This window comes from Acinetobacter sp. 102 (assembly GCF_037028485.1).
GTDB classification, from domain to species: domain Bacteria; phylum Pseudomonadota; class Gammaproteobacteria; order Pseudomonadales; family Moraxellaceae; genus Acinetobacter; species Acinetobacter higginsii.
In genome coordinates this window covers 126,713-148,038 of record NZ_JAZEZK010000004.1, presented here as the reverse complement: position 1 = coordinate 148,038, position 21,326 = coordinate 126,713, and the positions used below count along the sequence as shown (strand labels likewise).

The window sequence follows — 21,326 nt, the reverse complement described above, 5'->3', positions numbered from 1 at the left end:
GTGGTAAGTCGTGATTATTTTTGATGGCGTAATCGTAAGGCATTACCAATTACAGATGCTGAGCTTAGGCTCATTGCTAATGCAGCAATCATAGGTGAGAGTAACCAACCAGTAAATGGATACAGTACGCCAGCAGCCAAAGGGATACCTAATCCATTATAGAGGAAAGCAAACATCAAGTTTTGTTTCATATTTTTAACAGTTGCCTCTGATAAAGAACGAGCAATTTCAATACCACGTAAGTCACCTTTTACTAATGTAACTTGGGCACTATTCATTGCTACATCAGTACCCGTGCCCATTGCGATTCCAATATCAGCTTGAGCCAAGGCTGGTGCATCATTAATTCCATCACCAGCCATAGCAACAATTCTCCCTTCTTTTTGCAATTTTGTGACCAAATCTAATTTATCAGCAGGTTTAACCTCACCATAAACCTCACTAATTCCTAACTTAGCCCCAACTGATTTTGCTGTTGTTAGCCCATCACCTGTTGCCATGATGATTCTTAAACCTGAGTCTTCCAACGATAAAAGGGCCTCTGGAGTGCTTGCTTTGATTGGATCTGAAACTGCCAGAAGACCTAGCAGTTTTCCATCGGCTGCCAAATACATAACACTGGCACCTTCAGCTCTTAATACCTCTGCTTGTGGAATAAGAGTGTTAACAGATATCCCTAATTGCTTCATCAGTGCCGTATTACCTAGAGCTAATTTTTGTCCGTTTATCTCTCCATTAACACCAATACCTGAACCTGATTCAAATGAAGTAGGTTTACTTAAAGTAAGATTTAGCTCACGGGCGGCACGTACAATTGCATTTGCTAAAGGATGCTCACTGCCCTGATCTAAACTCGCAGCTAAACGGAGGACTTCATTCTTTTCATATCCTGAAGTGGCTACTACTTTATTGAATGATGGTTGTCCTTCTGTCAAAGTTCCTGTTTTATCAATAATCAATGTATCAATTTTACGTAGATTCTCTATTGCGGCAGCGTCTCGAAAAAGTACTCCATTTGATGCACCTCGCCCTGTTGCTACCATAATTGACATTGGCGTAGCTAATCCCAAAGCACATGGGCATGCGATGATTAAAACAGCTACTGCATTGATTAATCCATAAACCCAACTAGGTTCAGGTCCGAATAGCCCCCACCCCAAAAAAGTTAGAACAGCAATACCTATAACCCCCATAACAAATCGTCCTGCAACATGATCCGCCATCCGCTGCATAGGTGCTTTTGAACGTTGAGCCTGAGCAACCATTTGCACGATTTGAGAAAGTACGGTTGATGATCCAACTTTTTCTGATCGCATCACCAATGAACCATTCATGTTCATTGTTGCACCAATGACTTGATCACCCACACGTTTTGTAATAGGCACAGGTTCACCAGTTAACATAGACTCATCTACAGAGCTTGAACCTTCTATAATGATTCCATCAACAGGAACCTTTTCACCCGGGCGTATCCGTAATAAATCGCCTACGTGTACATGAGATAGCGGAATATCTTCTTCTATACCATCAACACTGATTTTTCTTGCTGTTTTAGGTGCTAGCCCAAGTAGGGATTTAATTGCCGCTGAAGTTTGGGAACGTGCTTTTAACTCTAGCACTTGACCTAACAATGTGAGAGAAATAATCGCTGCGGTCGCCTCAAAATACACAGCAACACGCCCCATAGATACAAATGAGTCTGGAAATACTTGAGGTGCTATTGTTCCAACAAGGCTGTATATAAAAGCAGCTCCTGTACCAATTCCAATCAAGGTCCACATATTTGGACTCTGATTCAGAACTGACTGCCAACATCTCACAAAAAATGGCATTCCTGCCCACAGAACAATTGGTAAAGTCAGTACCAGTTCAATCCAGCTTTGCACCTTCATTTCAAACCAATTCAACTGATGTCCAAACATTGCTAAGAAAACCACAATAATGGTTAGCGGTAAGGTCCACCAAAATCTATGCTTAAAATTCTTGAGTTCTGGGTTTTCATCAGCGTCATCTAAGTCAGGAAGTAAAGGCTCTAACGACATACCACAGATCGGACAATTTCCCGCATGGTTCTGTCTAATTTCAGGATGCATTGGACAAGTGTATATAGTGAAGACATTAACAGGTTGATTAACTTCATCTGCATCCTCACCATCCCTCTTTTGTAGTTCTTTTAACGTAACTGAATTCTCAACTTTAGTAATATAAAAATGGGGATCACTTTTAAACTTTATGTGGCATTTTTCACTACAAAAGTAAAAAGTTCTATTTTTAACTTCTTCAGAAAAGTTGGATGCTTCTGTAACGGCCATACCACAGACAGGGTCAGTAAGTCTGTTATTGAGTACTTTGTTTTCATGATGGTGATGGTCCATAAAAACCTCCTTCATATTTAATTTTTTAAATTAATAATTTCATTAAGATGGAAATAGACTCCCTCTTATTAGTTTATTAGTGGTCATTGTTTTCTTTAAAGTCAGTGTATCATTTGTGGTTTTTTAATTTTTAAAATGACAAAAATGTAATTTTGAAGTCATCGTGATGTTTCTCTCATCCTTTAATAATAAGCATGAGAAAGGTGATGACCAAGCAACCAATTGATGCATTTCATTCGGTCATTACTGAGCCCAAGATTAGTTTAAAGAGGATGAAGTAATGAAAATTTTCCAAAATAAAATGTCAGCTCTACGTAACACTCTCGTAGGTGCAACACTAATTGTTGCTGCTTCAAGTGCATTTGCACACGTGAAACTTGAAAGTGCAATTCCTGCGATCAATGCTTCTGTAGCAAGTCAACCAAAAAACATAACACTCAATTTTGGTGAAGAAGTCATGCTAATGAACGTTAAGTTACTTGATGCCCAACGTAAGGACATCCCTTTGAACTACCAAGTAACTCATGATATGAAAAAATCATTTGACGTAGTGGTTCCTAAACTAAAAAAAGGAAAATATACGGTGGTTTGGACCACAATGGGTACCGATGGTCATAACATGAATGGTGAATATAATTTCACTATTAAATCGGCAAAATAACAATGAGTGAAAATAGTCAACATGCCAGCAGCTTGCTGGCATGTTGCTATAATAAAGGGAGAAAAATATGATTCCTGAGACTTGGATATATGCAACATGGTTGGTTAAAGTCATTTTATATTTAGGGATTGCATTTGTTATTGGCGGTGCTTTCTGCTATTTCTTACTTGGACGTTATGTTGAAATCAAGGAGACTATTCTAAAATACATAACTATTGGTACAGGTTTAGGCCTTTTTTCAAGTGTTCTCGGCTTCTTCATTCTTATAGGAAGTTTTGCCAACACTGGCCTTTCAGGTATGTGGGATAACAACTATATAAATATACTAGTCAATACTCCTACTGGACATGTCTATATCATTCGATCAATCAGTTTTGCACTTTTACTCCTATTTATGATAGTCAAACTTAGCAAAGGGACGATTGATATTTCCAAAACTGAAGGAGCAATCTTTACCATACTGCTCATACCAATCGTTTTAAGTTTTTCACAACTCGGACACGTCACGAATTTACCCTTATTCGCTCAAGCTTTATTATCAATACATGTACTTGTAATGTCCTTATGGATGGGATCGCTTTATCCATTATGGAAAACAAGCAAAAAAATTAATGGCTTACCACTTAAAGAACGTATGCATCTATTTGGACAAATAGCAGCTTTTATTGTAGGAATACTCATCGCTTGTGGTCTTAGTATTGCTTTATTACTCTTTAAAGATTTTAATACTCTAATGAATACAGCTTATGGGCATGGATTTATTATTAAAATTTTATTTGTCCTAAGTATTTTATTGTTAGCAGCCTTTAACAAATGGTATTTCACACCTCGCTTACAAGACCCGAAATTTGCGAAACAATTGGGCTATGCCATTATATTTGAAATGTCATTAGGCCTATCAATTCTTTTAGCCACTGGTTATATCACCACTGTAGTCGGTATTGAGTAAAAAAGGATCACGCTATGACTTCATGGATGAAGTACAATTTATTATTTCTCATGTTTTTTAATACGATATCTTGGGCTGAACCTAGTACTTCAAAAACGATTCGCTCCTTAGATGATACTGAGTTACGTAATATTACTGATCATAACCATGGCGATACCAAAGCTGATGGGAATAAAGATGACCATCATTCCAAAGATAAACAACTGCGTAATGAGGATAGTAGACAACAAAAAGTTATAAATGGATTAATGTTACAAGAGCCTAGCGCACTGCCATCCTCCAAATAAACGACACTTAGGTAATATTTATTAATTCAATAAGTGGTTCTAGTTTTCTGAATAAAAAAATATGTAACAATAATACTGTTGGAGGCTAAAAGCCTCCAACAGTATTTAATTCAAAGCCTGCACACTCCCCTGCAATCCTCTCTGAATATCCTGAACATTCGCTAAATCATGGGACTTCTGATACTGCTCTGGATTCGTTTCATCCGAATAAAACTCCTCAACAATATCCAAACCTTCTTCACCACCCACCTCAAATCGTGCATTGCCGTAACCTTGCCGTGCCACATGCTCCAACGCTTCTTGATAAAACCCTGCTTCCTTGCTTTGTTCATCTATCTGCTTGGCTGAACTAATCGCATCTTTCAGGTTTGTACCATCACGTAAAGTTAGATCCACATAGTAGATCGGAGTACGATAGCTTTGTGTTGTACTCTTACCTCTCAAGGTCAGTTGCAATGGCAGACATGAAAGCAGGTCACCTGATGCAGCACTGTAATAACGTAGTCGTGCTGCCAAAGTTCGAATACTGTTAAAGCCAGTGGTTCTAAAGATAAAACACCCAAACTCATCTGATTCATCTAAGTTGACGTAGAGTCTGCCATAGGGTTTACACAGTCCTCCTTGTGCCAGTGGACACAGATCAGGTGATAGACATGGATGTTGTTCAATGCCGTTTTGTCCAGGTCGCTGACAGGTTTCGCCATTGCCTGAACAGATTAAGCGTCCAGTCTGGCGGTCAAACAGGCTGTACTCTGCCCTTAAGTTGAGTTCAGGATCGTTAAAGATCATCCGTACAGGTATGGTTCTTAGTTTTTGGTTTTGTGCCTTGGCACGGAGCTGTTCATCCAAGGGATGCTTGATCCACCCATCCTTTCCTTGAATTTGACTGGTAATAGTAAACTGGTCATCCTTTTCTGGGGTACGTTTTCCATTCTTTTCGACAATCTTACCAATGCTGATACGACCGAGTACAGGTGGTGTAATTGCTAAACCTTTAATCATGGTGATGTCCTCTATATAGATGTTGAAATGGTGTTTCAATCTGGGTAGATAAATTTTGGGCATAAAAAATCCCATACCTGTTTGGGGCATGGGATCGGATTTGAGTGTGGTTAAATTGAAATGGGTTATTTAGGGTATCAGCCTTATCCACCATTGGGATAAATCTGAAAGCGTCTTGTTCCAGCTTTGGTTTGTGGAAACTGCTGGAGATATTCAGGATGCTGTTTAAGAAGCGATTTACTGTCTAGACTGATTGAGTCTTGTGATTTCTTCCAAGTGACTGAACCACCTGTAAATACTGCTCGTTCTGCATCTTTCATCATCATTTGCAACTGATGTTTTAGCTCATCAAAATACTGTTGGTGTTGTTCAACCTTATGTCTCTCCTCAAGCAATTGGTTAAATAGATAGTTGGCTTGTTCATTTTGGGTCAGGTCTTCCACTGTTAAGGGGATCTGTTCTGGATAGAGTTGCTGTAGAGCTTTGGCAGCGGAATCGGAAGCATCAACACTTGGTGGAATGCCAGTTTCGACACATTGCCAGAAGTGTCGTTCGGCATTGATGATGTGCTGAATCACAGTTTCATTACGCGTCACCTTATAGATTTTGGTTTCATGCCCACAGATTAGTGCACAAATATGCGCTGCCTGTTTGCCTGTCACTGCAAGTTGATGTTGGACTTGGCAGAGGACATACAGTGGTACGCCATCTCGCCATAGTTTTGAGCCATATTCTCCAACAGTTTTACACTCTAATATTTGAACTTCGCCATTACCCACCACGGCATAGTCCAGATTGGCAAGCATGAAGTGTTTGTCTTCATCAGGATGTTGCAGTACTGCATTGACCCGACGTACCTTGTTGTTAGTGTGCATGTTGTAATATTCCGCCACCAACGGTTCTAGCTTTTTTCCCCAGTACAACGGTGCATAGCCTGCACTTTCATCCTCAATATTTTGTTGCATCCGACCTGTCTTAATCATCCACAGTTCCAGCATCGACATATAGGGATTCAGTCCACATGCGGTTGCTGCATCACTACTGCCAATACCCTGTTTTCTGACCTCCTGCCATTGCTGGTAGTTCATCTGCTTGGTATTGGCAAGACGCTTTGCTGTAAGTGCTTTGGTCTTTCGTGGCTGTTTGTTTGGTCGGTCACGTTTGTGACGAGTTCCCACCTCAATCTGTTGAGTAGACTGATTTAAGTTGGGTACATAAGGTTGTAAGGGTGGATGATTTATCGTGTTCTGAATTTGAGTATTGCTATTCATTGCAATTATTCCTGTATGAGTGAAATCGTAAAAGCTGAATTTTGGGCATAAAAAAAGCCGCATCTGAGGGTGCGGCTAAAGGTGTTGCTGTGCTTGTACGGTGTTACGTTATGCTTAGGCTAATAGAGGTGACTTAAATCAAACTTAATAGATTCGAAGTTTTAGAATGTCTAATCTAAGCCACCATTCGGAGGGCCTGTTCCAAACCTCGTTGCTTGATTGCTGCCCCTGCCCCAAACCAAGCGGAATCGAGCCGATGATCCATACTCATCGCTCGACGTTCATGGTCTATGAATTCAGTAATGGCGCACAGTAAACCATAAGCTGTGTCTTTGGCTGAACTGAGTTCGGCCCCACGCCCATGTCCGTTAAACATGGTCATGACTTTCGACATGGCACGTCCATTCGGTTCAGTTTTATTGTCTGCTTTGTTTGAGGTTGTTACTGGTATGCCTTGATTTGGCATAGCAGCATTGCGGTAGAACTGAATAATGCTTTCATCCTGTTCCACCGCACTCAAGTTAGTGTTGTTAAATACCGCATCGAAGTAGGCTGCCGCTTCCTGTTGAGTCACCTTACGCTGACTCAGTTGCTTCATTTCATACATGTGTTCATCCCATGCACGAACTGAAATACCCAGTTGCTGTTTGACTTTTTCGGCATCGAACTTGGTGCTATGCGGCACTTTAACCACACCTGAATTGCCCTGTTGACCACGTAGAGCAATCGCCAAAGTGTTGTTACACACCACTCGAATAGAAGTGAATTGAGCCGTGGTGGCAAGTGTGCCATCACAAGCTGTAGCTAATAGAATATAGCCATTACTCACATCCTTTCCTTTTAAGGCAGATGTTTGTCCTGTCTTAGCCAATGCCCAGAATTTCTTGCCACCTTTAAGCACCCCAGCAGTTTCCAGCTCAAAGCCCGATTGTTCAGTCAAGTCTTTGTAGAAGTGTAGGATTTCCATGGGTTGTACTTCTTGAAAGCGTTGACTCACAACAGATAAAGGTTCATGCGTGTCTGAACGGTACAGGACTCTTTGCTCTTGATAAGGCAAGATCAGTTTTTGTTGTTTGTGGTTTTCAGCCATATAACTGACATCGGAGGATTCAATCCTCCAGTCCATGCCTGCCTGTTTCGCCCAGACCTCAATCGGTTGGTTTGGAGTGAGTTGATTGCCCAAGCCATGCCAAGGGGTTTGTCCTACAAATGCCATGCCTTCAACTAAATGTGCCATAGAAATAATTCCTCTATAAAAGTGAAGTTGTTTAAAAATAAAATTGAATGAAGCTTAAGCAGCTACAGCAAAATCTTGTCCGCATTGCAGACAGCGGTAATGCAAAGCAGATTTATAATGTCGATAGAAATAATGCTGGCTGACCATAACTAATGTTCCACCGACCACTACTCCAATCAGCCCACCGATATAAGGGGGAATACCTGCTTCTTTTGCCAGTTTGATACCCAGTGCTGCCATTGCAGGCGGTGAAAATGCGTCTAGGATCTTTTCAAAATACTGCGGACCATTCGGCTGGGATTCTTTGAGAATCACCTGTTCAGAATGGCAATAAGGACAATGTACGGTGCTCATCACGAAAGTCCTGTAAGTAGATATGAATGCTTAAAATTTTTGATTCAGGCATAAAAAAACCATGCCTCTTGGGCATGGTTCATAAGTGTGCTTTCGGTTTGTTATTTAAAGCTATAACTTGCTGAGCCTTGATCAGTCTCAATATCGACCTTCACCACAGCATCGTAGGAACATCTCAAATAAAGCTGTAAAGATTGCCCAATCTGGAAATAGGCAGGTAGCTTGATCGGATCATTGTATCGACCTGTATAACTACAGCGTCCGTTGTTCACATCAACCTTATTTAAGGTAATCGGTTCAGAGTCCAGTGAACGGAGGGTTAAAATCACATAGGTTCGATTATATAAACCTCCTTCGCTATATTCCGTATTGAGATTGACTTCCATGCGATCGGGATTGAAGCCTGATGTACCACAGCCTGATAAGGTTAACGGTAGTGTGATAACAGCAGACAGCATTAATTTTTTAAGTATATTCACAACAATATTTCCTTTATTGGATTTACCTTGATTTGATGTTGAGCAGCGCCACACATCTAGGTGTAGTGGCTTGGTGCTCATGCTTCATAGAGGTAATATGTATTTGAAATTTCTTTATTTTGAGAGAATGCTCATGCCAATCTGTAGTTGAGCATACTGTCATCCTTATAAAGCACTGCTTTCCTGCACAGGTTCAGATACAGCTTGTTCTTGTTCCTGTTGTTTCTGATATTTCTTGATCAAATCTTCAGGTGAGAGATAGTTCTCTAATCCAAATTTGAAATTCCAAAGTGGAGCCTTAAGTACATCCTTAAACGGTGTAGCCTCTAACTTTTCAGGGATTTCAGGACTGGCTGGCACTGCATGCATGACACTTTTTTGCTTAAATTCAATTGGTTTAAATACGGGAGTAATGTTCGCCCTCATTTCTACGGGGTCACCACTTCTATTGGCCTTGCTGATTTGATTGAAGTAGAAAAATACGCCTTCAAAATTCAATTTATTGTCATGAAAGTTAAAAACATAGCCCATCTTGAGTAATGTGAGATTTTCAACAATCAATTTGGCTAATTCAGGCTGGACTTTAAGCAGGATTTTAGAGACCACGATTGAACTGCCATTTTTATCTTCTTGTTCTAAATCTAGAGACAATTGTTCTGTATCAGGATCATAGTGATAAGCACGATTAGATAGTGCAAGGCTAATATCTTCTACACTTCGGTTCAGCGCTTTCTGTAAAAGATCCACGTCATAATCAATTGCATTATTCTCAGCGTCTTGTTGAGCCTGTTTGACTCGATTTTCATAGTCCTGCGTTTTTTCAAATTCCTGCTTAGGCTGAATGTTTGGTGACTTTAAATAGCGTACATAGTTGATGGCTAGATTATTGGCATATTTAAAATATTCATCAGTGCTCAAATCGAGTAATACATTATTTTCCTCTGTATCTCGATCTTTATCTCCAATCACAAAAATCTGATCTCGATTTAGATTAAGTAAGCTTTTGACTCGTTCGTAGTCTTTCAGAAATGAAAAATCGTTGACCACATTCGGAGTTTCTGAGAAATCCAGTGATTCCCTTTGCTTGGGATAAAAGATTTTAGGATCAGGAAAAAGCACTTGGGATTCTGCTTGCTGCCAACTTTGGTCTGCGCTCAATTTGTCTTTGGCAACAATAATGTCTGATTTTTCATTGATTGCATCAAGGCTCACTGTATCTTCTTGAGTTTGACTTTCTACTGCTTGATTGTTCTCGTGCTTATCTTTACTTGAACATGCCGCCAAGCTAACCAACAAAATACATAGAGGTAGATACTTTAGTTTCGTTGTCATGGTGAATCATTCTCTTTTATTTTGAATGAACGCTCGCCATCTGTAAGGCTATCGCGCCAATCCTTGTTTGATTCTTTATTGGAGTACTGTGTTTTATTCAGGCGTGAATATTCATAAGGAAATGAACTTTCCACGGCCGATCAGTAAAAATGATCCGAGCACACAGACAAACAGAGGATGGACATCCTTCATTTGTTTACCCCAGATAAAATTATTGTTTTATGTATGCTGTTATTGGTCTAGTGAAGACAAAGCCACACACAGCACTGGGGGATAGAGAAGAACAGGAAATTAAGAATTTGTAGACGCATGGGCGACTCCTTTGGGTATAAAGAAGTTTCACCACATCACTGCTAAATAATGGTGGCGAAACGAAAAGGGGTTAGCAGACTGATACCCAAAAAGATCAGCACATCCGAGGATGTCCCCTCCCGTTCCGCCGCAGAGGGGACACGCAAGGTCGCCCACAAAAAAGAAAAACTTTTTCGTGTGCTTTGGGTAAAACGGTCTGCTAAAACCGACTGGCAATGTAGGCCAGCATCAAAAGGATAGCCCCCACTCTGCCTGTCGTCAAGCAGACAAAGTTGAGCGAACGGATTGATGTTGAATTCGTATACAGAAATTACCACTCAGGTTATGGGTTAGATTTTCAACGCCAAATACTGCTCAATTCTGCATAAATTTTTATTGTAGACCACATATCTTCTGCTATTTTTCCACACCAAAAACCATCTCTATATTCAAGTTTCATAAAGCAGAAAAATATTATAAAATTTAATAATTAAAGATAACTTGTACAAGCTTTTAAGGAAAAATCATGTCAAATTCAGGAACAAAAAAAAATGATAAACAATTACCAAATCTGATTGATCTTTCTGTTCTTGAGGCTCTTCCTGTACCCAATAAAAAACAGCTTCGGAAACACTTTAATACCGCTAGCAATGCTATTATTTATACCTTAAGTAAAATAGCTTCTTCACAAGCATTTCTTACTGAAGGCAAGCTAAATAAGCTTATTCAACTAAAAAGGCACTTAAAAAAAGGGGTTCTCCCAAAAGATATAAGAAAAATAAAAATAGGATTTGAGGTTGAACTACATGAGTTTGATTATCCAACAAAATTCTATTTAACTCATGGGCAAATTTTACCAGAATACATACTTAAAGATATTTTTCACTGCAACCTTGCTGATGCCCATATTCTTCAATATGGGGGATTCTTCCATTTCAAAGATAAGACTCTTCAATTGTTGAGCGCTCTTATTCTTATCTATGGTGCTGTAATAAAATTCTTTTTAGGACCAAATATCAGATTTAAACTGACAATTGAAGAGGCTATAAAACTGATAGAAACCAGACTCACTAATGATTATGAGAATTCAAAAAATTATTTATATATTCTTCATGGGTTAATCGTTGCAACAGAAAACTATCAATTACACACGCAATATGAGGAACTAATATCTGAAGTTGAAAAGCTAGAAATAAATGAACTTATTGACCAACCTATATCCACATTAGAGTATTTGATACCCGATATAGAGCAATTGTGTACTGATAACAGTCATAAAACACTTCGCTCCTACATAGAAGAACTTCCAACAATCAGTGAAGAATTATATAAAACGTCATATGAAGCTTTAGACATAACAATTAATAAGGCAATCGATTTTGGTTTACTTGACAAGTACAAAGCCAAAGCTAGAAAGATCAGTAAGACCGCACCAATCTGTACGAAGCATAGCTTATTAAATAACACAAAACTTTTAAGAAGACTCGATAGTGCAGATTTTAGTCAGCAAGGTACTAAAAAAATTAAGAATTTTTATGAAACTTTAGATAATCGAGTCATGGAACTAATTGAATCATATCAATTCAAAGATGAGATTAAGAATACGACTCAAGCTGCTAATGAACTATGGCAAGCTAATTATGAGAAATTTGATAAAATTATTAGGAATCTAGAGCAAGAGCACAATCGGACTACAAACTTAAAAATGGAAAATTTCGTACCATACCTCGTCAAACTCATTAAAAAAAATAATAAAATAAAAATATAGAATTAAAAATCATTAAAAATAAATAACTTAATAAAAAGCACCTCTACCTGATCGCCAGCTTTAAATTGAAATGAAAAATTTATATTTAGAGCAAGCCCAAGCTAATGCACCTGTCAGGTGCGATTAGCAGTTTGGGTGACACAAAAATTTCTTCAATTCATATTGATTAAAAGTTGGTAATTATGTACATCCGAATCAATCCCAATTCACAGCAAAAACACCTTCCACAAGGGAGGTTTTTAGCCCAATCACATCTAGAAAAATTTAGGATAATACTATTATTTACAATAGTTTATACAAAATCAAGATTAGTACCAACATCCTTGTTCAGTACTATTTCTACAACACTCAATATGATACGAGGCATCACTCTTCATCTTAGAGGGTCTAATACATCCATTGTCTGGAAACAGGAAAAGGTGTGTTCATGAGCAGTAAGAGAAAAATAGCACCAATCCGTTTTACTAAAGGTGGCAAAACGAAGTCCAATCAATTACACGTAGGCCCAATTACGACTCAAGAGTATGTTGAAAAGTTCCGTAGTGATAATCATCCCAGGCCACAAAAGTATCGACAACTTGATGAGGCTGTCATTTTCTCACTCATCACGGACTCGACCTATGAGTTGTCACCATCATCCGCACTCGATGCCACGGTTTTATATCGTGAGTTTCGTATTAAGGTAATGCTGAACATCACATCTCTGGTCTGGGAGTGCTGTAAAGCAAAACAGATTAGCAGCGACCGTTGAGTCAGTTGATGCGTTTAATGGGATCTTTTCCTACCCTGACTGGTTTCGCTCTTTCATCCCTGTATTTGATGAACTTACAGGAATTAGCAGAAAGGAACTTGAAGACTTTCAGGTAGGTGAAGAAATCTCATGCTTCTATGAGGCATTAGACCTGTTAGACAGCGATCTTAAGTTGCTCGGACTATTTGAAAATCATCCGCAAAGTCTGATGTATCTTCAAACGAGAACTGACTTATTGAATCGTTTCTTTCAACTGATACGTGAGCGCATGAAGAGTGAGAAAGTCAAACTCGCTATTCAAAAACGTACCCAAAAGAGTGCTACTCAATTAAAGGGATGTCGAAAACTGATAGATGCCTGCTTTGAACGATGGTCAAAGCTCTTGGTATTACGCATTGATTTTGGATTCAAGATTCCAGATGAGATCATAAAAGCCAAGTATCACATTGATGACCTTAAACATGAGTTTCACTCTCTAGACAAACTTGTGTTGCTAAAAGAGTTACTGAAACAGTTTTTGAACAACCGTAGACACAATTTAATTTTGAGTAAGATCAAGGCTTACATATTCAAATTTGAACACGGTATCAAGAAAGGGTTTCATGCTCACGCCATACTGATACTTTCGGGCAATGAATGCCAAAAAGATGGCTACTACGCACATGAGATTACAGAGTACTGGAAAACGCTCACGCACGGTAATGGCTGCACCTACAACTGCCATATGGCAAAACACAAATATAAAAGATTAGGTATCGGTATGATTAACCACCTCGACAGTGAAAAACGTATAGTTTTAGACGAATGTATTCAATACCTGTGTAAAGCAGATCAAGCATTTATATTCAGAACACTGGATTCATCTGAATATAGATCAATGCAAAAAAGCCAGAAGCCAAAAAAAATTAGCAACGCTGGCCGACCACGCAAAACATCACAATCACAAGACGACAAGTCTTCCGTAAATAAAAAAAGCGGAGGTAAATAATATGTTTAAGAAAAATGATGCTCCGCTGCTACATTCAGCGTATATGAGCAAAATTGCTAGAATCACTCAACCACACCCAAGCCCAGTTGAGATCGGACAAGTTATTAACGAATTATCGAAAGTTCGTTTGCCCAGTCAACCTGTGTTCCCAGCGTACCGTTTGCCCCCTCAAACTTTACCTGAAAATGTAGATAAACTAATAAAGTCAATACAATGGGTACATCATTTACCATGGGTGAATGGTGTCATGAAAGTAATGCTACACCCCCAACTAAATCTCGGAATTGGATTAGCAAAGCGACATGGGTTAATTGATCAACAGCATTCTTGGAAAACTGATCCTATAAGAGGCTCTAATTTCATTCGTGAATTTCAAGATATTCTGCTAACTCATCATTTTAAAGAGTTAAAAGAAGGTTGGGATGATGCTCATAAGTTGAGTGATCAAGAGCTTAGCGATGCCCTAAAAGCAGTCCAGAAAGAATCAAATGGGTTCGCATTCTATGAGTTCATATCCGTAATGGATTCATCTCACCTGCATTGTTCTCAATTAGATCAATTTATTGAGGATGTAAAAACTGGCTTCATCAATAATCTGGATAGTGAGCAATTACTGGCGGTTCTTTTGAAAAAAGAACCATTACCCAATAGACAGATGAAATTACGATTCATCATTCTGTTCAAACGTGATTTCTTGGACAGTCCTGCACACCTGACAGACTTAAGTTTTTTTGAAAAAATAAAACTATCTGTTGAACAAACTCACGGTTACCAAATCTTCTATGACCCATCGCTGTTGAATGGCTATATGCAGAGTAACCTTTTTCACAAAAAAACTCAGTCATTCAAAGAGCAGATAAGGCAATTCAGAATCTACCTTACAGGAACTGATGCTCTATACAGGATTGGGAGTGTAGAGCCGACATTTAGTGTTTTGCATACGAAAGTCAAAACTCTATAGATGAAAGGTGGTTTAAATGGGAGCATTTCAGCTAAATACAGTTGATTACCTGTTTATGAAATATCGCTCTATGACAATCGACTTGATGACTATAGTCAAAGACTATTATCCGCATTTGAGTAAGGCTGAGGCACTAAGAAAGGCAAATAACTGTGAGTTTCCTTTCCCTGTGTTCAAAATAGATAAAAGTAAACGTGCACCATTTTTGGTACACGTTAATGACTTAGCTGATATTTTAGATAAGCAGTATTTAGAAACTTCAAAAGATTTTGCTACGTTTCGTCAATGAGGCGTAGCACCTCCTCCAACTGCATTACATTTCTTCTAGCCTTTACCGAAACATATCGTTGGAGGCTACTCCAAGAATCATGCAAACTTACTTTTTGAATTTCAGGAATCGTAAAGCTTTGTTCTGCAAGTCTAGTACATCCTTCATGTCTTAAATCATGAAAGCGCAGATCTTCAATCTCTAGCATTTTGCAAGCCTCTCTAAACTCTTTACCCAGACTCTTGGCATTCAGAGGTAAGAGTAAATTTTCATTGTGACCTAATTTAAGCATTCTGCTACGAACCTCATGATCCATTAAACGGTCAATCATCGTTTTGCAGGGTTCTAAGACATCGAATGTCTTGTGGTTTCCTTTTGAGCCATTAGGATTTTTCAAATCATGAACTTTCCAAGATGAATGATGCTGATCATAATCATCTAAACTTAAACGGGTTAATTCTGCTTCACGTCTACAAGAAAAGATGGCAAACCAGATAACTAAATGCATCGGGTACTTCGTCCCATACCTATTAATTTTCCAGCGCTCGACAAAATACTCTGTTAAAGCTTTTAATTCCGCATTGGTTGGCAACCTATCCCTCTTCTTACTAGAAGAGATTTGACGTGTTTTTCTTAGCTGCGCGGTGGCTTTATCAAAACTATTTAAATCAATATCCATGTCCCACATCACAGCGGCATGAGCTAAGACACCACGAATATGAAGCAGTTCATGTTGCTGTGTACTTGTTGCAATTGGGTCTAAATCCAAGTGAGGAATCCCAGCTTTTCTTAATGCAACATGATCAGCCAAATGTACTGATTTTATTTTTGTGATAATATTGCGCGCTATCGGAAATTTCTTAATTAAGAGTAGAGAATAGCGTTTCGTCCTTCCGTACTCGCTCCCGACTTCTTCCAAATATTTATCAATGGCATCTGCCAAGGTTAGGTCTATAAGCTGTTCTTTACCTAACAAAATGTCTGGATTTTCTTGAATCTCAACTTCTCTTTTCTTAAGCCAGTTTTCCGCCATTTTCTTTGAATGGAACGTTTTGCTTTCAGAATAGACAGGATATCCCTTTCGATTAATACGGATAGCGGCACGGTAACTCACACTACCATCTGCCCCTTTTCTAGCTGTAACAGACCCCATCATTTACACCATGAACTATTTTTCCCATTATGGTGTAAAATTTGGTGTAAATGCAAACAGGAAAACCTACGTTCACAGGTGTTACCATGCGTTTACGCAGATTCAAATACTATATTTAAAGGTATGATTTTAAATGACTATTAACAAAAGCCTTGAAGCCATTAGTAATCCAAGAATCAGCGTAGCACCGATGATGGATTGGACAACAAAGGATTACCGTTTTTTTGCACGCTTATTTAATCCAAATGTGGTTCTCTATACAGAGATGGTGACCACGGGTGCGATTATCTATGGTGGAGCAAACCGTCATTTAGACTTCAACCAACAAGAACATCCAATTGTGTTACAACTCGGCGGCTCAAATCCACAAGATTTAGCCACCTGTACCAAAATGGCTGAAGACTGGGGTTATAACGAAGTCAATTTAAATGTAGGTTGCCCAAGTGACCGTGTGCAGAATAATAAGATTGGTGCATGTCTCATGGCTGAACCCAATCTGGTGGCTGAATGTATTCACAGTATGCAAAAAGCTGTTTCAATTCCGGTGACGGTAAAACATCGTATCGGGATTGATGACATGCACTCCTATGAAGAAATGCTACATTTTGTCGATACGGTAGCAGCAACAGGCTGTACCCATTTTATCGTACATGCGCGTATTGCTATCTTGCAGGGTTTATCTCCAAAAGAGAACCGTGAAGTTCCACCCTTGCGCTATGAAGATGTCTATCGTCTTAAACAAGAACGTCCGCACCTTACCATTGAGATTAACGGCGGGATTAAAACCTTTGAAGAAACACAGCAACATTTACAGCATGTTGATGGGGTGATGATTGGTCGTGAGGCTTATCACAATCCGTATTTATTGGCAGAGATGGGCCAACTCTGGAATCTGGAAGCACCTGATCGTTTTGAGATCATGCAGCAAATGATGCCTTATATTCATCAGCGTGTTGCTGAGGGTGCACCGCTTTCAATTATCACGCGTCATATTCTGGGCTTATTTCAAAACTTGCCAGGCGCACGTAAATGGCGTCAAGCGCTGAGTGGCGGTAATGCCAAAACCATCGCTGATATTGAACAGGCCATTCAAAATATTCAGGCTGCGATGCAACGCACTGAAGATTATTTAAAAGAGCATCAGAACTAATCTAATCTACTAAACATCACTTTTCGGCTTCGGAACATGGCGCAATCCGCTATGTTCCACTACCACTAAGCTTGCGATAAGCTAAAAGTCTCACCAATCACTTGAGCTTAACCACTTAAACTCATGGTTATGCTCAAGCGTAATTTCGCAATTACATCTTCCAGAAGCAACCAAAATTGATGTCCCTTGAGGGCAGGATTTGTCGATCTTTAAAAATGTGTCACGGCTCAGCATGACCGATGCACTTTCAATAAGAATATAACCAAAGTTAAGCTTTTTTAGCTAACTGGAACTCTTCATAAGAATCAAAAGGCAGCTGTGTTTTTGTATCAATGATTTCAGTCAGTTCATCACCTAACATAATCATATTTCGGGTGGGAACACCTTGTAGCTGAATCTTTAATTGATCATTATCCAGAAACTTAAATTGTCCTGCATAAATTTTAGCTGGGCTATTATCATTATTATTGCTTTGTTCCAAGACAAAGGTTTGATCTGCGTTGATTTTAAGATCAATTCCTGTACCCAAACAGCCATCACAACTGGTTACGCAAGTCGCACATGGAACGACACCAGAATAATGCCCGACCCATGCCTTAAGCTCAGGATGATTGACGAAATGTTGCTTATTTGAGTGTATATCTGACGTTCGTGCTTGCGTATTGCTTTGATTTTTTGCCTCATTAGACTGTGAACATCCCAAACTGATACTGGCAAAAACAAAGGAAGTCAGTAATGTCCTTTTCATATACGATTTCCCTCAAACTCAATATTTAACATTCTGCGCAGCTTCAACATAACGCGGCGCATCACTATACGTTCAGGAATGGTGCCATGGCAAGTACTGCAATACTGATGTCAGTCAAAGGAATATTTTTAGATTTTATGCAAAAAGCAGTCTTAGGAAATGGCTCTGTTTTTTATTCAGAAGAAGGTGATTGATATTAAAGTATTCACCATCAAGCATCGCAATATTGAACTGAATATTTTAAACACTCAGCTATTCAAAACAAAATCTTTGATATATGGCTGAATTCATTGCACTATGCTGATGAAAATCAGAAGATTTCGCAGGACAGATCACCTCAAACAATTTACTAAATATCATGATATTAAACATAAACTTATATAAAAACTATGCATCAAAGCAGATCTAATACCCACGCCAATATGTCTATTTTTTAATCAAAAATGAAATATAATCTTACAAATCATTTTATCTAAACTAATCAACCAACAACTTACTGATAATGAAAAAGATTCTTAAATAGCAATTTAGCTAAGTGATCTGTATAACAGCTCAAATGTTATATTATTACGTTACATTTCAGTTTTTTTAAGATTTATCGCTTACTATGGGCGCCGTAATAAATTCTGGCACACGTTCAGTTGTTTTGAAAATGCGGTAGAGATTCACAATGATTTATGATGTACCTTCAGTTGATCACAGTATGATTCACCCACCTTCGCAACAGGTGGTTATTCCTTATCGAGAAATGCCGAAGGCTCCATCAGAGCCAGCCATTGATGTCAGTAAATTCTCTCAAAAGTTGGCTAAAAGAGCGTCTTATCGTAGCTCATCGCAATGTGCCAAATTTGTCAGAATCGCTTTACAGTCAGCAGGTGCTAAAATTGTACAGCACCCTGTTGCAGCATCAGACTGGGGACGCACCTTACAGCAAATTGGTTATCAGAAAATTAATCCTGAATTTAACAACCCACAACCTGGTGATATTTACATTATCCACCGCACTAAAAAGCATCGCTATGGGCACATTGCAGGCTTTACCGGTTCACAATGGGTGTCTGACTATAAGCAAACTAGCTATGATGTCTATAAAGATCCGAATGTGACGTATAGCTATTACCGCTTAGCACCACAGTATCCGCAGGCTTAACCTATGGTGAGTCATTATGAACTCACCAAACTTATATACCCAAGTAGCTCAATCGCTATGGACATAGTTCCTCTAGTCATCATAAAAATACTATTTGCATGAATTTGAGTAATAGCAGTTAGATAGCAATGATCTATTTACCTTAGCATTCAATTGATGACGCTTTTTATCTCCCAAATTTATTCAGACAACGCCAATATTTATCTTTGAAAAAACTAACATCAATTTCAAAATTATCTCTATTATTTTGAATAATTTGGTCAATTATCTTGGATGGTTTTCTAAAATCTTTACAAGCAAAGTATATCGTTCTTAAATTATTGCCAGTTTCTCGACCGATATTTAAATACCCTTCTACATCTTTTAACTCAGCCACTAATGTCTGCTCAATACTTTCAAGCAACTCATATTCATTTGATGGTGGCATACCGTTAAAATTTTCACCATCATAAGGTATTTCAATAATCATCAACCAAGGATGCGATGCTTTTTTATCCCACGCTAATAATGTACTATTCAACGTCGCAATAAGTGGCAAACCCTCATGGGTCTCCCCTTCTAAACTTATATATTCATCCTCATCTGTATTTGAGCGAGTCACTTTATCAAAACGAGAAATTTCACTGTTCTTTAAGGTTAAAATTTTCTTTAAATTTGCAATCGGCATTAATTCTTTTTCAGCATCTTGTCTGGATTGTACTGAAACTTGATCGAGTTTGGTTACCGAATCATATTCTCCTAAGTAATTGTCTAAGAAAATATAAACTCCTTGTAAAAATTCACTTTTTTGCGCTTCATTATATTCATCATGAACCACAAAGAGATCTATTTCATCTGGACATTCAGGGTGGTCTTTTAAATAAAAAGATAAGGTGTCTTGACTAAATTCATAGTCATGCATGCCAATACAGGTCTGATGGATTTCACTAGCGGGTTTAAGGGCTGTAAATTTCCACCCTGTAATTTCAGGTGCTGCGGCAATAAGTTCTTCTACAAAGATAATATTTCGAATCACCCCATCTGGTGTCAATATCAGTTCAGCTGTGTGTTCATCGGCCATTCCTGCTAGGAAAAAAATTCCATCATGAACATTCACTAATTCAGTCCATAATTTATCAAAAAAACCTTCTTGGATTGCGTCTTGATTCTTTGCATTTAATATTTGATAAAACTCATGCTGATGCTTCTGAAACCATTGCCAAAACTCTGCATAACTATTTTGATTGTTTGATATAAGCTGTTCTGTATTGACTAAAGTATTTTTTACACTCATGTTGATTATTCTCTACTTTTTTATCTATCACTAATCAATTTAGCTCAATTGCCGTGGTTGTTAAATGCCTGTTAAATAAGGGCTGATCACCCTCAACAACTATTTGCTAATCTGCATACGATCCAGCTTTTTCAAGACTTCAGCCACTGCGACCATGGCAAAGCTTGAAGTCACCACCACCGCCGAACCATATCCGCCACAGCGTAGACCCGCACTTGGGCAAACATCTGCGCTTGAAAATGGATTATCGATCGAATACACGCAAGTAATGCCGAATTTCTCTTTTGGTTTTTTACAAATTCCCATGGAACGCAGTTGAGTACGCAGCTTCGCTAACATTGGGTCTTGTTCGGTCTTGGATAAATCTGCGACACGAATCTTCAGTGGATCGAGTTTGCCACCTGCACCACCCGAAACAATCAATGGGATTTTGTTAAAACGACAATGTAGCATCAAGGCAAGTTTAGCTTTGACGTCATCAATGCAATCCAGAACAATGCTTGGCACTGGATTTAGAATCTCTTTGACATTTTCAGGCGTCAGATAATCATCAATCACGTTTACTTTCATACGTGGATTAATTTGACGACAACGCTCCGCCATCACTTCGATTTTTTCTTGCCCCAATGTTGAACTCATCGCTGGCAATTGACGGTTAATATTCGATGCGGCCACCACATCCATATCGACTAAGGTCAGTTCACCAATCCCTGTCCGCGCCAGTGCCTCAACAGCCCAACTGCCGACGCCACCAATTCCAATCACCATGACATGACTGTGTTCATAATGCGAAAAGGCAGTTTCTCCATAAATTTTGGCGACACCCGCAAAACGGCGCTCATATTCATCATTTACAGGAACATCGGTCATCACAGTCG

The 21,326-nt window shown here is 38.8% G+C and carries 21 protein-coding genes; 10 read left to right on the top strand and 11 right to left on the bottom strand.

The window, feature by feature from the left end:
* Positions 1-14: 14 nt before the first annotated feature.
* Positions 15-2,375, bottom strand: a complete 2,361-nt coding sequence (locus WA352_RS05575; protein ID WP_151765960.1) for a heavy metal translocating P-type ATPase — start codon at positions 2,373-2,375, stop codon at positions 15-17.
* A gap of 280 nt (positions 2,376-2,655) precedes the next feature.
* Between WA352_RS05575 and WA352_RS05570 the strand changes: the two genes are divergently transcribed.
* From WA352_RS05570 to WA352_RS05560, 3 genes are all read left to right on the top strand, one after another.
* Positions 2,656-3,036, top strand: a complete 381-nt coding sequence (locus WA352_RS05570; protein ID WP_004823034.1) for a copper resistance CopC family protein — start codon at positions 2,656-2,658, stop codon at positions 3,034-3,036.
* 67 nt (positions 3,037-3,103) lie between these two features.
* Positions 3,104-3,985, top strand: a complete 882-nt coding sequence (locus WA352_RS05565; RefSeq protein WP_075316174.1) for a copper resistance D family protein — start codon at positions 3,104-3,106, stop codon at positions 3,983-3,985.
* A 14-nt stretch (positions 3,986-3,999) separates the two neighbouring features.
* Positions 4,000-4,272, top strand: coding sequence for a hypothetical protein (locus WA352_RS05560; protein WP_075316175.1), 273 nt, complete (start codon positions 4,000-4,002; stop codon positions 4,270-4,272).
* A gap of 105 nt (positions 4,273-4,377) precedes the next feature.
* Here WA352_RS05560 and WA352_RS05555 read toward each other — a convergent pair whose 3' ends face one another.
* From WA352_RS05555 to WA352_RS05530, 6 genes are all read right to left on the bottom strand, one after another.
* A complete protein-coding gene (locus tag WA352_RS05555; protein ID WP_075316176.1) occupies positions 4,378-5,274 on the bottom strand; it encodes a recombination directionality factor in 897 nt (298 codons plus the stop codon).
* A 143-nt stretch (positions 5,275-5,417) separates the two neighbouring features.
* The gene (locus WA352_RS05550; protein ID WP_075316177.1) at positions 5,418-6,545 is read right to left on the bottom strand and encodes a YqaJ viral recombinase family nuclease; all 1,128 of its coding nucleotides are present in this window, start codon (positions 6,543-6,545) and stop codon (positions 5,418-5,420) included.
* A 175-nt stretch (positions 6,546-6,720) separates the two neighbouring features.
* On the bottom strand, positions 6,721-7,782 hold the full coding sequence (locus tag WA352_RS05545; RefSeq protein ID WP_336141486.1) for a DUF932 domain-containing protein: 1,062 nt from the start codon (positions 7,780-7,782) through the stop codon (positions 6,721-6,723).
* Positions 7,783-7,836: 54 nt separating this feature from the next.
* Complete coding sequence (locus WA352_RS05540; RefSeq protein WP_119055355.1) at positions 7,837-8,136, bottom strand: hypothetical protein; 300 nt, start codon at positions 8,134-8,136, stop codon at positions 7,837-7,839.
* Positions 8,137-8,237: 101 nt separating this feature from the next.
* Complete coding sequence (locus tag WA352_RS05535; protein ID WP_005147529.1) at positions 8,238-8,615, bottom strand: hypothetical protein; 378 nt, start codon at positions 8,613-8,615, stop codon at positions 8,238-8,240.
* Positions 8,616-8,780: 165 nt separating this feature from the next.
* On the bottom strand, positions 8,781-9,947 hold the full coding sequence (locus tag WA352_RS05530; RefSeq protein ID WP_075316180.1) for a hypothetical protein: 1,167 nt from the start codon (positions 9,945-9,947) through the stop codon (positions 8,781-8,783).
* Between the two features lie 817 nt (positions 9,948-10,764).
* Here WA352_RS05530 and WA352_RS05525 point away from each other — a divergent pair.
* From WA352_RS05525 to WA352_RS05505, 5 genes are all read left to right on the top strand, one after another.
* The gene (locus WA352_RS05525; protein ID WP_075316181.1) at positions 10,765-12,006 is read left to right on the top strand and encodes a hypothetical protein; all 1,242 of its coding nucleotides are present in this window, start codon (positions 10,765-10,767) and stop codon (positions 12,004-12,006) included.
* 427 nt (positions 12,007-12,433) lie between these two features.
* Positions 12,434-12,757 (top strand): hypothetical protein, encoded by a 324-nt coding sequence (locus WA352_RS05520; RefSeq protein ID WP_075316184.1) that lies wholly within the window; start codon positions 12,434-12,436, stop codon positions 12,755-12,757.
* Between the two features lie 268 nt (positions 12,758-13,025).
* A complete protein-coding gene (locus WA352_RS05515; RefSeq protein ID WP_151769074.1) occupies positions 13,026-13,745 on the top strand; it encodes an inovirus-type Gp2 protein in 720 nt (239 codons plus the stop codon).
* A 1-nt stretch (position 13,746) separates the two neighbouring features.
* Positions 13,747-14,706 (top strand): hypothetical protein, encoded by a 960-nt coding sequence (locus WA352_RS05510; protein ID WP_075316186.1) that lies wholly within the window; start codon positions 13,747-13,749, stop codon positions 14,704-14,706.
* Positions 14,707-14,722: 16 nt separating this feature from the next.
* Positions 14,723-14,995 carry a pyocin activator PrtN family protein gene (locus WA352_RS05505; RefSeq protein WP_075316187.1) on the top strand — a complete coding sequence of 91 codons (273 nt, stop codon included), beginning with the start codon at positions 14,723-14,725 and terminating at the stop codon, positions 14,993-14,995.
* Here WA352_RS05505 and WA352_RS05500 read toward each other — a convergent pair.
* Positions 14,979-16,127: a tyrosine-type recombinase/integrase gene (locus WA352_RS05500; RefSeq protein WP_075316188.1), complete on the bottom strand. Its 1,149-nt coding sequence runs from the start codon at positions 16,125-16,127 to the stop codon at positions 14,979-14,981. The genes WA352_RS05505 and WA352_RS05500 overlap by 17 nt on opposite strands.
* A 133-nt stretch (positions 16,128-16,260) precedes the next feature.
* Here WA352_RS05500 and dusA point away from each other — a divergent pair, with 133 nt between their 5' ends.
* Entirely contained in the window at positions 16,261-17,277 is a 1,017-nt protein-coding gene (dusA, locus tag WA352_RS05495; protein ID WP_336141481.1) for a tRNA dihydrouridine(20/20a) synthase DusA, read from the top strand.
* Between the two features lie 268 nt (positions 17,278-17,545).
* On the opposite strand, the gene WA352_RS05490 is transcribed toward dusA, so the two are convergent.
* Positions 17,546-18,025 carry a copper resistance protein NlpE N-terminal domain-containing protein gene (locus tag WA352_RS05490; RefSeq protein WP_033133805.1) on the bottom strand — a complete coding sequence of 160 codons (480 nt, stop codon included), beginning with the start codon at positions 18,023-18,025 and terminating at the stop codon, positions 17,546-17,548.
* A 670-nt stretch (positions 18,026-18,695) separates the two neighbouring features.
* Here WA352_RS05490 and WA352_RS05485 point away from each other — a divergent pair.
* On the top strand, positions 18,696-19,175 hold the full coding sequence (locus WA352_RS05485; RefSeq protein ID WP_005184842.1) for a CHAP domain-containing protein: 480 nt from the start codon (positions 18,696-18,698) through the stop codon (positions 19,173-19,175).
* A gap of 166 nt (positions 19,176-19,341) precedes the next feature.
* Here the strand turns inward: WA352_RS05485 and WA352_RS05480 are convergent, their stop codons facing one another.
* Both WA352_RS05480 and WA352_RS05475 read right to left on the bottom strand, forming a co-directional pair.
* Complete coding sequence (locus WA352_RS05480; protein ID WP_005312136.1) at positions 19,342-20,448, bottom strand: DUF695 domain-containing protein; 1,107 nt, start codon at positions 20,446-20,448, stop codon at positions 19,342-19,344.
* Positions 20,449-20,547: 99 nt separating this feature from the next.
* Complete coding sequence (locus WA352_RS05475) at positions 20,548-21,318, bottom strand: tRNA threonylcarbamoyladenosine dehydratase (protein WP_033133804.1); 771 nt, start codon at positions 21,316-21,318, stop codon at positions 20,548-20,550.
* Positions 21,319-21,326 lie beyond the last annotated feature (8 nt).